The sequence below is a fragment of the Gracilimonas sp. genome (genome assembly GCF_035704785.1).
Classification (GTDB): domain Bacteria; phylum Bacteroidota; class Rhodothermia; order Balneolales; family Balneolaceae; genus Gracilimonas.
Genome location: NZ_DASSWP010000068.1, coordinates 1 through 14981, shown reverse-complemented (window position 1 = coordinate 14981; position 14981 = coordinate 1). Strand labels below are relative to the sequence as shown.

The window sequence follows — 14981 nt, the reverse complement described above, 5'->3', positions numbered from 1 at the left end:
GAGAAGCTTAAAGAAAACCGGGAATCAGTAGTTCAATACATGCGCATGGCTTTTAGCCAGGATGCCATCGGACTTTCAAAATTGGTACAAGACTGGCAAAGCTCAAACAATATTGAAGGACTTATATCTATTACCAATCTTATTGAGATGTACATCAGAGACCTGATGGTTTACAGGGAAACCGGAAATAAAAAATTCATCACAAATATAGATCAGATTGAATCGATCGAAAAATTTGTTAAATCATTGGATGATGCACGGCTTGAGGAAATGATTAAACATCTGGATTCCTACCGCCCTGCCCTACGACAAAATGTGAATCCGAAACTGATCTTTATTGTTTTGGCTTTACGATTTTCACCCCTTATGCGTGGACTTGACCCTGTGATCCCCGATGAGGAAAATTGGAAACATGTACCTGCGTTCACAAATTAATGAAGGAAATCACATTTCATAAAATGGAAGGTGCCGGTAACGATTTTATTGTTATCGATAACCGAAAATATGGCTTTAAACTTGATGATATCATCCGGTTTACCCCAAAGCTTTGTGACCGGAAATTTGGGATAGGTGCTGATGGAATATTAGTACTTCAGACTGCGGAAAGAGACGAGATCGATTATACAATGATCTACCGTAATGCCGATGGCAGTGATGCCGGTATGTGTGGAAACGGAGCACGGTGCCTTGTGATGTTTGCTTTTCAAAATGGATTTGGCGCTACCCAAACTTTTAATGTTCATGACAATCTGTATGAAGCAGAAGTTCACGATGATGAGAATGTGAGCGTCCACTTTCCGGTGCATGTAAAACCTGAACAGGTTACCCTGAATCGGATCGATCTCATAAAAGCAGATGCGGCCACAGAACATCTGATCACATTTGTGAGCAAAGAACAGCTGGAAAAGGAAGATGAATTAATAGAACTGGGGAGTGCCTTACGGTATCATAAAAAAGTGGATCCACCGGGCAGTAATATAAACTTTGCTCATTGCGATGAGGAAAACATTATTTCCCTTCAAACTTACGAAAGAGGAGTGGAAGGGCTAACCCTTGCCTGTGGTACAGGAGCCCTTGCATCAGCTATTGCTGCTCATCAGAAACAAGAGAAAAAGGAACTTCACTCAACTTATGAGGTCAAGGTTAAAGGGGGAAAGCTAAATGCCACTTTTGATTTTGATCCTAAGAATAATACCTACCATCAACTCATTTTAACCGGCCCTGCACATTTTGTATTTAAAGGATCATTTTCTCTATAAGCTTTTACTAATATCCGTAGTTGGATCTTATGTTATCGGTTGTTCTGCAAAAATTTCCGATTCCTTGAACAACTACGATACCTCTGATACCTATATCAGCCGGTATTTAGTTCCAAATCAATTACCTGCTCCACAAACTATAAAAAGTATTCAGCTTTATCGGAAAGGAAGCATTACTAATCCACCGATCATTGAACTTGAAAGCCCTGAAAAACTAATTCTCGCTTTCGATGAATTGTCGGATTTAACCGGACAATTCAGAGTCACCTTTACTCATCATGATCAGGAATGGAATGAAAGTAACATCCCCCAAGACTGGTATTTAGAAGGAAGGAATGAACTGATCTTAGGTAGTGGAAATAAGAATGAATTGTCACAGCCTGATTATATTCACTACAACCTTGAGTTCCCTTCCGGGCAATTGCAGTTCAAGACCAGTGGAAATTTTATGCTTCATGTGTCTGACCTTTCTTCAGGTATCCGGCTATTTTCCCTGCCCTTCTTTGTGACTGAAAATGCCGGTACAATGGTTTCAGAAGTAGAGACAAACTATAACGCAGGACAACGCTTTAATGCAGTTGACCGGCCTTTCAGTTTATATAAATATCCTGATTTCGTTGAATTTCCTCAGTTTGATCTCAGCTTTTATTTTGTACAGAATCGTTTTTGGGGAGATACCAGAAGATCAGAAAATTATGATTTCAGTGAAGAAGGTAAAGCTCAATACCATTTATCAAGTGAGAATGCCTTCGCAGCAAACTATGATTTTATACGTTTGGACCTTACAAATTTTTCAATTGACGGGAGAGATATAATTGATTGGTTTCCCGGAAAAAATCCGCCTGAAATTATTCTAAAAGAAGATGTTTTAAATTTCTCTTCAGATCCTTTAGAAATTAGAGGAACGACATTCGGTAACCCCAAAACTTCAGAACAAGCCAGATACGCTAGTGTCCGTTTCAGATTTCAGGATGGGGGGCAGTATACGGAAGACCCTGGGGTTTATTTAGTGGGCGATTTTAACCAATGGATCCTTTCTGATCAGAATAAATTAAATTACAACGAAGAATCAGGTTATTGGGAAACTACTTCCCTCATCAAACAAGGTACTTATACGTATAAATACGCAGTTAAAGACAGCACTGCTGGAATAGATGACCTGATCCTGAGTGATACTATTACACGTCAAGACCAGGAATACATCAGCTTTGTATACTTCGATGACCCTGATTACAGTTATCAGCGGTTATTATACGTTCAGGTTTTCAACAGCCGATAATCTTAAAAATCTATCCCTATTGAAAAATAATGAATTGGATCGCTGCCAAAACCACTTCGATCATATGGCCATCCAATATCATATCTAAAGGGCAAGCCAAATACAATTGTTCTAAGTCCAAAACCGGCACCAATTAAGACGTCTCCTTCTAAATAGTTAATGGGTTGACCTAATGGACGAACAACACCCGTTTCCACCTCTCGGGCATTTGTAGCTGTTTGTTGTTCTGCAACCAGGAAATTTAGTTCGCTACCATTATTAATAGTATTGCCATTTCCATCAATAATTTCATACTCAATTCCGTCACTCATAAAGTTATAGTTAATTCCTTGTCCCCATGCCGTACCCACATCTACAAAAGCTGTTCCAGTAATGTTATACAGTGGTAATATTGGAATTGCACCTGGAACAATTGCAGCAAACAGAGGGAATCTGAATTCAGCATTTATCAATGAGAAGTTACTTCCATAAATACTATTGAAAGCATATCCTCGAACCGGTAGTGCCGGAACAGTAAAGAAGGTGTCTGTTAATTTATCATATGAAAGCCCGTTTTGATTGATTCGTTGGTTTATCCATCCTAACCTTCCGCCCATAAAATAAGTTTGTTTATCAGGTCCTATAGAGGCAGCACCAGATGCTCTTAAAGCAATACTATAATCTAACCCTAGATTGAGATATTTTCTATAGTCAGCTAATACGGATGCAAACTGCGGGGCATTATTCCCAATGCCAGGGCTTCCTGAAAATCCAATTGCATATCGATTTCCACCCCTGGGTGTAAGAAAACCGGGAAGTGTTTGATCACTTGTAAATATCAATTCAGGATATAGGAAAACACTACTTTGGTTGTCAGTTTGATTCTGGCCTACCGAATAGCCTGAAAAAACTTCACTTACGGAACTATAATCACGGGTTATACCCAATGTTGTAATACCAGCATCTACTCTTTTAAATTTATTAATTGGATATTGAGCTTTTATCCCCCCACCAAATGTTCGGAAACGAATGATCTCTCCAAAATAGGTCTGATAACGGCGCGAAGAGTGGAAATAAGAGAAAAACCAGTTAGTTCTATTTTTTAAATATCCGTATTGCACTGTATAGTCACTATTTCGCAGATCTGTAACAAAATTTGTTCCTAACGCAATTTGATGATCGCCCAACAGGTCACTTATTATGAATTGAGTAAGGGCATAAGAGCCATACGTTGAAGCCACAAAACTAGGGTTATATGAAATATCAGTAGAAAACCGCAGTCTATATTCTTTTGGTTGGAATCTTCCATCTTCCGTAATATTGTTTTCCGGATTGAAACTCTCTACATCTTCAAGTTCTAATGTTGAGTCTTCCATAACCTCAGCACTGAAAACATAATTTCTGAAGTCTATCTCGGCTTCCTCTGCATTACTGGTATCTTGTTCAGTTTCATTTGAGGTTTCAGTGATTTCTTCATCAGCCAAAACAAGTCCATCGTCAAACATTTCCTGTGCATATCCTATAGCAGGCACTCTCTCCGCATTAGATTCTGTTGCTCTGCGTTGTGCCCAATAATTCAGGGAAAGATCTTGCTCTTTTTTTCTATTAAAAGGCGAACGAAGTAAGAAGATATCCAAATAGCCTTCATTTATTGAATTCAATGCTAGCCTTGTACCGTCTCCACTTATTGATATCTGAGAGGCACCGGTTTGTAAGTTTGTTAGCGGTACTGCTGTTCTTGAGCCTAAATTAAATTCATAAATGTTTGGAATTCCATTTTCATCTGAGATAAATACCAACCTTCCATCTCTGGTTGTTTGTGGAGATTTTTCATTCCAAATAGGTGTACTTGTAAGCCTTGTTGCAGTTCTGGAATTTAAACGAACTCTGTAAATATCTGTTTGATAAATACTTTCATCACTCAGTAAGTCATAATTCACACTATAATTGTGCAACTGAGTTTTTTCTCCCCTGTCAGAGACAAAATAAATATATTCAGAATCCGGACCCCAGACCGGCTGCATATCTGAAAAGAAATCACCGGTAATATTGGTTAAATTTTGCGAATCAAGTTGATACACAAAAATATCCTGATAAGGCCCGATATTCCCATCGAATGCAATTTTATTGCCATCAGGAGACCAAGCTATCGAAGCAATTGCGTCTATATTCGGGAATTCTATTTTTGTTACTTCTCCTGTCTCATATTCAATGATAGCAATATCATCCCGACCTTTTGACTTTGTAGACAAAGCTACTCTTTCTCCATCAGGAGACCACGCAATGTTAGGATTAAGGATATTAAGTTCCTCAAACTCCGGGTTATCTTCACCCCTGATCAATGTTTTAAGTTTTTTCCCATCAATTGCGCTAATAACAACTACATCAAAATATCCGCGTTTATTTGTTATAAAGGCAATTTTATCACCCTGAGGAGAAATAGCAGGACTTGTATTGTAGGAACCGAATTCACCTCGCTCTGTTAATAAAGTTGCAATTACATCTACTCGTTCTCGTTCAGCAACTTCAGGATAGTAGCGCTCCTGTAAAGCATTCTGCCATACCTCAGAAAGCTCTTCTATGTTTAGGCCTATTGATTGCTGCAAACCGAATTCGACGCTTCTTGAAGTCTTTATTCGTTGTAATATTTCTGCGATTTTCTGCCTTCCATATTCTTCAACTATATAATTCCAAACTGATTGCCCTCCCCTATATGCATAATAACCACTTAGATATTGTATGGGTGGTAGATAATTGTTAATGATCGCATCTCTGATATACATATCAGTATTAGTGTCCCATCCCAAAGCGGTGTATTCAGCTAAACCTTCTTCGAACCAAAGAGGGAACTGAAGCTGAATATTATTCCTGATAATTGAATTAATGGTACCTCCGTAGAACATATCATTGAAAACCGCATGTACTAACTCATGGTGCAGTGTGCGGCGAAAATCCGAATAATCTCCCGTAAAAGGTACTGTCATTCTGTTTTTCAGTTTGTCAGTAACACCTCCAATTCCTTCCGCACTGATAGGAAGATTTACTACATTGGTTTGGGAAAAATCATTGTGAGAGTCATAAATAATAAGAGTAATACGGTTTGAAATTTGATGATTAAAATCTTCACTGAGTTGTTTGTAGGCAGCTTCAATACTTTTTGCAGCAAATTCGGCTAATTCATAATTCTTATTACTGTAGTAATACACATCAAAATGAGTAGATTGTATATATCTCCAGTTAAAATCTTCATATTGCACTCTATTCTTACCAAATGAATAGTACTGAGCAAATACTGAAATAGTACTTGTGGCCAGTATGAGAACTGTAATTGTTACAACCGATAGTATTTTAACTTTCATAATAATATAGATTACATGTTACCGGGCTAATCCAAAATCAATTTGCCGTTTTTGCATATTTGTACTTTTAACGCGTACTCGAATTTCGTCACCAAGCTGAAATTGCTTACCGCTTTTACGTCCAACCAAAGCATGACGTTTATCATTATAAACAAAATAATCACTTTTCAAGTCACTTAATCTAATCATACCTTCACAATAAACGTTTTTTAGTGTAACAAAAATTCCGCGTTCCATTACTCCACTAATAATTCCGTCAAATGTTTCTCCGGTTTTCTTGCTTAAAAACTCGACTTGTTTCAATTTAACAGAATCACGTTCAGCATCAACAGCCACTTTCTCGCGTTCACTGCAGTGTTCTCCATCTTTTTTAAGTTGATCGTAGGTGTAAACACGAGCACCGGCGTTATATCCTTTAAGCAACCTGTGAACAATTACATCGGGGTAACGGCGGATAGGGCTTGTAAAGTGTGCATAATGTCCAAATCCGAGGCCAAAGTGACCTAAGTTATTTGGAGAATATTCAGCTTTAGCCATAGCTCTCAACATCAGACCGTTAACGATATACTCCAGGCTGGTATCTTTCACTTGTTTTAATAGTTCATTTATTCTTTTAGGGCTGATCTTCTTGCCCGGATCAAACTTAATGCCAATAGGTTTAACCTGTTCAGCTATACCCGAAAGCTTTTCCTGATCAGGCTTATCATGTACCCTATAAAAGAATGGATACAGGTCTTTTGAGCGTTTCTTATCGGATTTCTTCCTTAACTCCTCAACATGCATGGCAACTGTCTTGTTAGCCATAAGCATACATTCTTCAATCAAACGGTGGGCAAAAATTCGTTCTTTGATTATAACTTTAACTGGAGTGCCTTTATCGTCCAAAACAAATTTAGGTTCAGGATTATCGAAGTCTATGGCACCTTCTCTGAAGCGGCGATCCAATAAAGTTCGTGCAAGTTCAGCTACCATATTTATTTCTTTGCTGAACTTATGTTTTTTACCGTCTATCACTTCCTGAGCTTCTTCATACACAAAACGCTGCCTGGAGTGTATCACGGTTTCCTCAATAGAATAATCTACCAATTTTCCGTTGGGAGCAATTTCCATGAAGCAACTGTAGGTTAGTTTATCTTCATTTGGACGTAAACTACACACACCGTTACTTAATACTTCTGGGAGCATAGGAATCACCCTGTCTACTAAATAAACACTTGTGCCACGCTTATGAGCTTCCTCATCTAATACCGATTTCGGAGTGAGATAATGAGTTACATCGGCAATATGAACACCCAGGTAATAATTTCCGTTATCGAGTTTCTTAATGCTTAAGGCATCATCAAAATCCTTGGCGTCTTCGGGATCGATAGTAAACACATTTTCATCGCGCAGATCGCGACGTCTTTTGCATTCTTCCTCAGGAACTTCCAGCGGTATCTGATGGGCATAATCTTCCACTTCTTTAGGAAACTCTGCTACCATATCATTCTCTGCAAGAATGGAAAGAATATTGGCATCATTAGAGCCGGATTTACCCAGTACGGATTTTATTCTCGCTTCAGGTAATGCCTTTGGATGAACCCAGTTCACCAGTTCAAAAATCACTTTATCACCATCTTGAGCTCCATTCACATATTCAGGCAATACAAAAAAGTTGGTATGAACCGATTGTGGGTCTGCTTCGATTACAAAATTTTCTTTACTGACCTTGGAAAGAGTACCGACATAAAAATCTTTGCCACGCTCTACAATTTCCAGGATCTTACCCTGAGGCTGCCCACTTTTCTTATTCTTTCCGGTGATCCTGATCTTGACAATATCATCATTCAATGCTGTTCCGACATCACGGGATGAGATCATCACGTCCTGTTCGAGTGCTTCAGTAATAACATACCCTGTTCCCCGAACCGAGATGTCAATTTTACCTTCCAAAATGTCTTTACTTCCGGAAGACTCGCTCTTCGAAGCTTTCTTATTATTCCCTAAAAACACGTAGTTATCTTTACGGCTGACCGTATTTTTACTTGCCAAACGATTTAAGGATTTATCTAATCTGTTAATTTCGTTCTTACTCTCGAGACGCAGAACACTTATCATTTGTTCTCGCGTTAATTTATTGTCAGGGCTGTTCTTGATCAGATCAACGATCAACTCTTCAAATTTACTTAGTCTTTCTTTTTTACTCATTCAAATATCTTTATGCGGGATCTCTGTCCCGGCTATTTTCTGTTAATTCTTCTTGATTCTGTTCTTTTTTCTGGATTCCAAACAACTTTCGAAAAGGAGAGAATAATCTATCAAAAAATTCATTCCAGGAATTAAAACTTACTTTAGCTTCAAGCCCCAATCCATTTATATCCTGTGATTGTTGTGACTGTTCTGTACTGCTTAATGTTCCAAAGCCAAGAGCCTGACGATGAAAAGCGGTTAATGCAAACGTCCTATTTATTCTATAAGTAGCACCCAAATCACCAATATTAGATTGCCTACCGGTAATTTGTCCTTCTCTTCTCAGTATTAATTTGTCGTTATATAATCTCAGAGCCACACCAAGATCTACCTGATTATATGTGTTTAAGTTGAAATCCACATCTAAACTACTCAAATCACTGTTCAATAACGAATTCACCTGATTTGATAACAATGGGTTTATAACCTGACTTGAGATCAACGGGTTTAAAACAGCTGCACTTCCGGATAGATTTTCGCTGAAAAGATTCGTCTGCGCTTGTCCCGTCGAAGAAACTGGAATAAAGTTACCCATTAACATAAAATTGGCAGCCTGAAGTAACTTCAAATCTTCATCTCTGTTAATGGAAGCCAGTTGGGTTGAAAGTGTTGAGCTTTGTTGCGATTCAAAAGTATCCGGCAACCGGAAAAAGAAATTGTTTTCGATACTTGAGATGGTCCCGCCAATGTTCAAAACTAAGTCAACAGGAACGCGCTGTGAATTCTCGGGATCCCGTTCGGTATTACTTAAAGTATTAATATCCGGGCGAGCACTGTACACAGCATTCAGATTCAAACTTGCGTTAGCCGGGTCACCCTCCCAGGAAATTGTACCTCCTGATTCGAGCTCAAACCTTCTGGTAAAAATATCACCACTAACAAATTGATATCTACCCCCCTGTATATCAAACCTGCCAAACATTGAAACTTGTTCATCTTCAAGTAATATCCTGATCCTTCCTGTACCCTCTGCGGTAACAATATCACCGGTCACAGGGTCAAATATAAGCCTGACTGTCATTGGATCATTTGCCTGAAATTGCAAGTCCAGGGTAAATCGCTCCGCAAAAGAGAGGTCTACTTCTTCTTGAGCGCCATCACCATTTGCCCTGATTCTGCCTCTTGATGAATAACCGGTGCTTCGAATATCTTCAGGATCAAATGAATCTACAAAGCGAATAAAACGATTGTCTTCATTAAAGTCAGTTTCTTCCAATAAGGGGATTGAGATCTCAGAAAAATCAGAGATCTGAATAGGCCCTGCGGTTCTTAGTACCGGATCAAAATTTGTACCCGATATTATTACTGTACCTGAGCCATATGCATTGCCAAAAAATGCCAGTGTTGGATCAAATTCACTGTTCAAGAATTGAAATTCATTCATTTCAAGACTGATATTCATACTATCAATGGGTGCAAAATCATTAAAATCATAATACCCGCTGAGCGTAGAACTACCCCCGGATGGATCAATTAAGTAGATATCTTTAAACGTCAGGCCTTCATGTCTTGTAAAAGAAATTTCCCCTTGTGCATAGTAATAAGTATCTAAAAATTGAGGTCGTATATATGCTGCATCCTGTGAGCCAACTATAAAATCAGCTTTAAAGTCGTAATCATTTGCATTACCCCAGATCAATCCTTCGCCATTTGCCATTCCTGAACCTTCTGCAAATACTTTAGGCCCTATTAATGGCAAGATCCATAAGTCTATATTCTCAAAATCGACATCAAACTTGTATAAAGAATCAGCATCAGGAAAACTTCCATCTTTAGGAGCCAAAACATAACCTTCAATATCAAATTCCTGCCCCCTTCTGTCTGTATTAGCAAAATATTCAGGATATTTTACCGAGTCGGTGCTAACAGAAATATTTGTATCAAATCGATCAAACTCAGAATTATAAACACTTGAGAGATTCAAGTCTCCTACGAGTGATCCTCCTAAACTTAATGCTTCTATATTTACATCGCCCTGAACTGTAGGTACAGTAGTTAAAGTACGGGTCGTAAATCGTCCATCTAAGTTTCCTCCAAAGCCTAGGCGTCCTCCCATTAGATCGGATATATCCTGGAGATCCAAGGCAATAACATTGTAGTTAACGGAATCTTCAGGAGAAGTACTAAAAGTGCCATTTACTTCTAAAAACTGATCTTCATTATCAAATACAAAATCGTTCACTACCAATTTATCATTAGATAGGTATCTCAACATTGGCGTTCCCCGATTCACCCACCTGTAAGTATCAGTTCCAAGCTCAAAATCATCTATTCGTAATGCCAGTGCTTCATCCAATAAAATTGCGTGGCCTTCCAATAAAAAAGAAGCTTCATTTGATAATCTTTCCATAGAAGTTATAAAATCAACTGAATCTTCCTCCATATTTGCTGATAGTTCAAATCCTGTTCCTTGCAAATAATCGTAATCAATAAGAGATGCCTCGGCTTGTACCTGAAGGTTTGAAAACTCTTTTAAGGAAGCCTGTTTTCTAAAACCGCCGGTAACCTGTACTATTAATGAGTCGGCATTGAAATTTCCTATGTTGGTTTTTTGATCAACAAATGATGCATTAAAGAGCAGCTGTTGAGAATTCACATTGATCGATGAACTTACTCTTGCTGATGAAGCAAGTGAAGGCAGATCTTTAAAATAAAAATTTAACATCCCCGGGTTTTTGACCCTTCCGGTGAGCTCAAGACTCTGATTTATCTCGATCTTTGTCGTATCTCTTGTTTTTGATACAGCCTCAAAAAAGAGCTCTTCACTTATCTGTTCTCTAAAATACTCATTCCATTGGGATGACAGGGTTAAGAGCGAAGCGGGGTTGTAATTCCCCTCAACAGTTGCGTCAAATGCAGTAGAAGTAAACCTTAACACTCGGTTTGGGGAATCGGGTTCGTTAAAATCAAAATATAATTGATGGCGGCCCAAAGTATCGCTTTCCACGATCGCTTGTAATACATCCATACTCACCTGACCATAAAGCTCATCAAGGCTTGCACCCTTCAAATTAAGATCATATTCAATGTCAGCTATTACAGGACGCAGGCTTTCGTTTTGAATAATTTCTTTTACCTGAATCTGTCTGGCAGAACCCTGAAGTGAGAGTTCGGGAGTGTCTTTTCTTAGATCGACCCAACCATTCGTCGTAATTAAAGATCCATTCACATCGGCCCTTAGTTCAGGTTCAATAAATCCATCTTGCCAATTTGCTAAAACATAGATCTGATTAAAATTCCTGTTATCAAAGTTATTTTCCTCTGATTCAATAGATTCAATAGATTCAATAGATTCAATAAAAAGTCCTCCATTTGCTTCCCGGAGGTCAAATGAATTACTTTTTACCTCTCCCCTTAAAGTCAGATCCGTTTCCTGAATCCTGGGATCAAATAAATATCCTAAATTCAAAGAATCTGTTCTAAAACTGATATCAAAAGACGTTTGATCTCCCCCCCAGCTAAAGACACCACCGGCATTTAGACTTCCTCTTTCACCTTCTGCTTCCATTTGTATATTAGTGGTATCAGTATTTCCACTGATCATTCCCTGATACCTGTTTGCGGCAATGGCTTCAACCTGAATGGAATCCATACGTGATGAATAAACTGCACGCAGTTCATTTTCATTTAGAATCAGCGAAGCTATATTAACTTCATAGCTAAATGGTGAAGAGGGTTTTAAATTTTTTAAAAATCCATTAAAACTACTGAAGCTATCTCCTACTATCAGTTCCCCATTTGCAAAAGCGAGGGAATCAAGTGAACCTTTCCCGGTCAAAGAGCCATTCAAATTTGCAGGTAGTCTGGGTGTTTTTGGGAATAACCGTGATATGTATTTTGGTTCTACCATCAATCTGTCGATGCTAAAACTCAGGCCGGTATTAGAAAACTGCGACCAAATATCTCCATCTAAAATATTAACATTATCTGCTTCACCGCTAAATCTCATCAAAGAATTACCACTTCTGATATTGATGGCATTTAATTCAAAGAACTGATCATCATTATAGACCTGTCCATAGATCTCTATATCATTTAGCCCTTCTGCAGAGGTATTAAATGTAACTGAGTTCATATCTATAAATCGTTGCTCTTCGGTATATTCAAAGAACAGATCCATATTCAGATCAGTGATCTTTAAACTGCTTTCTGAAGAAATGCTGTTATTCCGATCCAGAATATTTCTAAGATCAAGACTACCATTCTGAACTATTACTGATGGAATGATAATTTGTAAACCGAAATCAAAACCTGCCTCAGGATCACCTTCTGTTACCTGAGAAGTATCGGGTTTTGGTATAAAAGCGTTATGAACAGAAAAGCTTGAATCGGGATCAAATACAGATTCCGGATCATTGATCTGTAAAGAATTTACGAAAAACCTGTTTTGTAAAAGTGACCAAACATCAATGCCGGCTGTAATTTGAGAAGTCTCCAAAACCGGAATATAAGAAGATTCGTTATGGTACACTTTAACATCATTAAGCTCCACATTAAAGGGTAACAGCCCCTTGATGGAACCAATACTGATGACTCCTTCATAATTCTGAGCAAACCTTTGCTGCAACTCCAGGGCTATTTGATCTTTTACAGGCTGAAGCTGCATAGCTCCAAAAACACCCCCTATGATCAGGGTCACAGAAAGTATCAGAACCCCAATAAAGGTCCAGAATGCATTCCAGGATTTATGTAGCCAGCGTAAATAAGGCACTATTGAAAGATCTTTAAAGTATGTTGCCAGGTTTGGTTAATGAGCTCAATCTCAGTGATCTTATGAACATAGGGGAAGCTTGGTTCTTGAAGCAAGATCAGTTGAATTTGTTCATCCTTAACTTTCTTGTCTGTTTTCATGAATTCAACAAGTTCTTCCGGAGATGATGTTATCTCATTCAAAGACAGTTCATATAACGACTTAAACTGTAATAAATTGGATGGGTCAATCTCCGCTCCCAACTCATTTGAAGCATAGACTGCCGCGATCATCCCGGCGTACACGGCTTCTCCGTGTGAATATTTTGAGTAATTCCCTTCCTTTTCAATGACATGAGCAAAGGTGTGACCAAAATTTAAATAGGCTCGTTTTCCCGATTCCAATACATCTTCAGCTACAATATCTGTTTTGATCTGAGCACTTTTTTGAATGAGGGGTAACCAGGCTTTCCCATTATTAAATTCATCGTTCTCTAACAACGAATTTACCTGTTCCAGAATTTCAGGGCTATGGATCATTCCGTATTTCAAAACTTCACTTAGTCCGTTTACCCACTCCTTATGAGGCAATGTTTCCAGATATTTAACATCAGCAAAAACGGCTTCCGGTTGATAAAAGCTGCCCACTAAATTTTTTCCAACCTCATGGTTGATCCCTGTTTTCCCGCCAATAGAACTATCAACCATGGCCAATAATGTAGTTGGGATATGTATCAGCGGAATGCCCCGTAATACTGTGGCTGCAACAAATCCGGCCAGGTCTCCGGTTACGCCACCTCCTATTGCAAAAAGCGGCGTCTCCCTCTCCACGCCTTTTTCCAGTACAAAATTGAGTGCTTTTTGATAGATATTAAAACTCTTGGCCTGCTCTCCCCGTGGAATTTCAAAAATATGAAGTTCCTCAAACTTCTTACTTAATGCCGATTCAAAATGTAAACGATGATGCTCCAACACAAAGGCATCTACCAGTACAAATGCTTTTTTTGAGCTAAAGGAATGGATATAGAACTCCAATTGGTCCGAAAGGTCGTGACCAAAATGAAGCTGATAGTTTTTTTCTGTAGATGTTTGAACGGATATCAAATCAGACATGCCGGGTAATTTTAGCTTTGGCTGCCTCTGCCATTTCCTGAACAGTTGTAAATAACGGAGTTTTAATTGTGATCTGGGCCTGTTTGTAGAATTCTTCGCGCTCGGAATATAAGGTTTTCAGCTCTGTAAAGAGAGTTTCTTTGGATTTTATTTTTCCGGACTCGTTAAACAAAATTGGCCGTTCCTCGCTGTTATAAACTCGTTCCACAATTACCTCCATGGGGGTATCAAGGAATAACAGCAATCCGTGTACTTTAAGATGATCGATGATCCGTTGGTTTTGAAGTGCCCCACCTCCCAGAGCCACTACACCTTTGAAATTTCGCGTTAAGTCTAAAAGATATTCCCACTCTTTTTCTCTGAAATAAGCTTCTCCCTTTTCCCGGAAGATCTGCCTTATCGACTTTTCTTCCCGTTTCTCTATAAGCTGGTCAAGATCAACAAATTCAAAGTTCAATTCTCCGGCTAAAGCCTTCCCGAGAGTACTTTTTCCGGAAGCCATAAAACCGCAGATAAAAATACTTTCTTCCATATTTTCTATTTTTTTCCTGATCATATACTCGGTTTTTTGGGCGTCACCATTTCAACTTCTTCCTTATCCACAAGTACAGCACCGGGAACGGAGCCTTTGGGTTTACGAACGTATTTCTTTTTGGTGATTATCACAGGGGCAAGATTTGAGCCTCTCGCCTTTGAGTTATAAGCCGCATAAGAAGCTGCCTCAAGCAGAACGTTTTTGGGCGGCATTCCTTTATCATTCCCCATTCTGATCACCAAATGAGAACCGGCTACTTTCCGGGCGTGCATCCACACGTCCTCTTTGTGAGCTTTTTGTACAAGCACGTCATTACTTTTAGCATTCTTTCCGATCCAAACAGGATACCCCTGAATTTCAAAAGTATGAAAAGGTAACTGTTCATCATCTTTATCTGAACCGGACTGGTTTCGAAACTCCTTAAGAACATCTTCATTTTCTTCTTCCCAATCCTGAAACTCCCATAGATTGGTAATGCTCTCGGCTTCTTCAAGCAACTTCTCTGCTCGCTCCTTCTCTTTCTCCATTTCAGGAATACG

The 14981-nt window shown here is 38.8% G+C and carries 9 protein-coding genes; 3 read left to right on the top strand and 6 right to left on the bottom strand.

Going from position 1 to position 14981, the window contains the following annotated elements:
* The 3 genes from VFM80_RS03865 to VFM80_RS03855 form a co-directional block, all read left to right on the top strand.
* Positions 1-435: DNA polymerase III subunit delta' C-terminal domain-containing protein (locus VFM80_RS03865; protein ID WP_395069738.1), on the top strand; the 435-nt coding region annotated here is incomplete at its 5' end.
* A complete protein-coding gene (gene dapF / locus VFM80_RS03860; protein ID WP_395069736.1) occupies positions 435-1259 on the top strand; it encodes a diaminopimelate epimerase in 825 nt (274 codons plus the stop codon). The genes VFM80_RS03865 and dapF, both read left to right, overlap by 1 nt.
* 64 nt (positions 1260-1323) lie before the next feature.
* Positions 1324-2538: a type IX secretion system plug protein domain-containing protein gene (locus VFM80_RS03855; protein WP_395069734.1), complete on the top strand. Its 1215-nt coding sequence runs from the start codon at positions 1324-1326 to the stop codon at positions 2536-2538.
* Positions 2539-2540: 2 nt separating this feature from the next.
* Here VFM80_RS03855 and VFM80_RS03850 read toward each other — a convergent pair whose 3' ends face one another.
* The 6 genes from VFM80_RS03850 to VFM80_RS03825 all read right to left on the bottom strand — a co-directional run.
* Complete coding sequence (locus VFM80_RS03850) at positions 2541-5876, bottom strand: peptidase MA family metallohydrolase (protein WP_395069732.1); 3336 nt, start codon at positions 5874-5876, stop codon at positions 2541-2543.
* An 18-nt stretch (positions 5877-5894) separates the two neighbouring features.
* Positions 5895-8063 (bottom strand): ribonuclease R, encoded by a 2169-nt coding sequence (rnr, locus tag VFM80_RS03845; protein WP_395069730.1) that lies wholly within the window; start codon positions 8061-8063, stop codon positions 5895-5897.
* Positions 8064-8073: 10 nt separating this feature from the next.
* Complete coding sequence (locus VFM80_RS03840) at positions 8074-12816, bottom strand: translocation/assembly module TamB domain-containing protein (protein WP_395069728.1); 4743 nt, start codon at positions 12814-12816, stop codon at positions 8074-8076.
* Positions 12816-13907, bottom strand: a complete 1092-nt coding sequence (gene aroB, locus VFM80_RS03835; protein ID WP_395069726.1) for a 3-dehydroquinate synthase — start codon at positions 13905-13907, stop codon at positions 12816-12818. Before aroB ends, VFM80_RS03840 begins: the two co-directional genes overlap by 1 nt.
* Entirely contained in the window at positions 13900-14463 is a 564-nt protein-coding gene (locus VFM80_RS03830) for a shikimate kinase (protein ID WP_395069724.1), read from the bottom strand. The genes aroB and VFM80_RS03830 overlap by 8 nt, the downstream gene beginning before the upstream one ends.
* A partial coding sequence (locus tag VFM80_RS03825) for an NFACT RNA binding domain-containing protein (RefSeq protein WP_395069722.1) occupies positions 14460-14981 on the bottom strand: 522 nt, incomplete at its 5' end. The genes VFM80_RS03825 and VFM80_RS03830, both read right to left, overlap by 4 nt.

Coding starts and splice junctions, on each gene's coding strand:
- dapF (WP_395069736.1), top strand. CDS start 435: ATGAAGGAAATCACATTTCATAAAATGGAAGGTGCCGGTAACGATTTT.
- VFM80_RS03850 (WP_395069732.1), bottom strand. CDS start 5,876: ATGAAAGTTAAAATACTATCGGTTGTAACAATTACAGTTCTCATACTG.
- rnr (WP_395069730.1), bottom strand. CDS start 8,063: ATGAGTAAAAAAGAAAGACTAAGTAAATTTGAAGAGTTGATCGTTGAT.
- aroB (WP_395069726.1), bottom strand. CDS start 13,907: ATGTCTGATTTGATATCCGTTCAAACATCTACAGAAAAAAACTATCAG.
- VFM80_RS03830 (WP_395069724.1), bottom strand. CDS start 14,463: ATGATCAGGAAAAAAATAGAAAATATGGAAGAAAGTATTTTTATCTGC.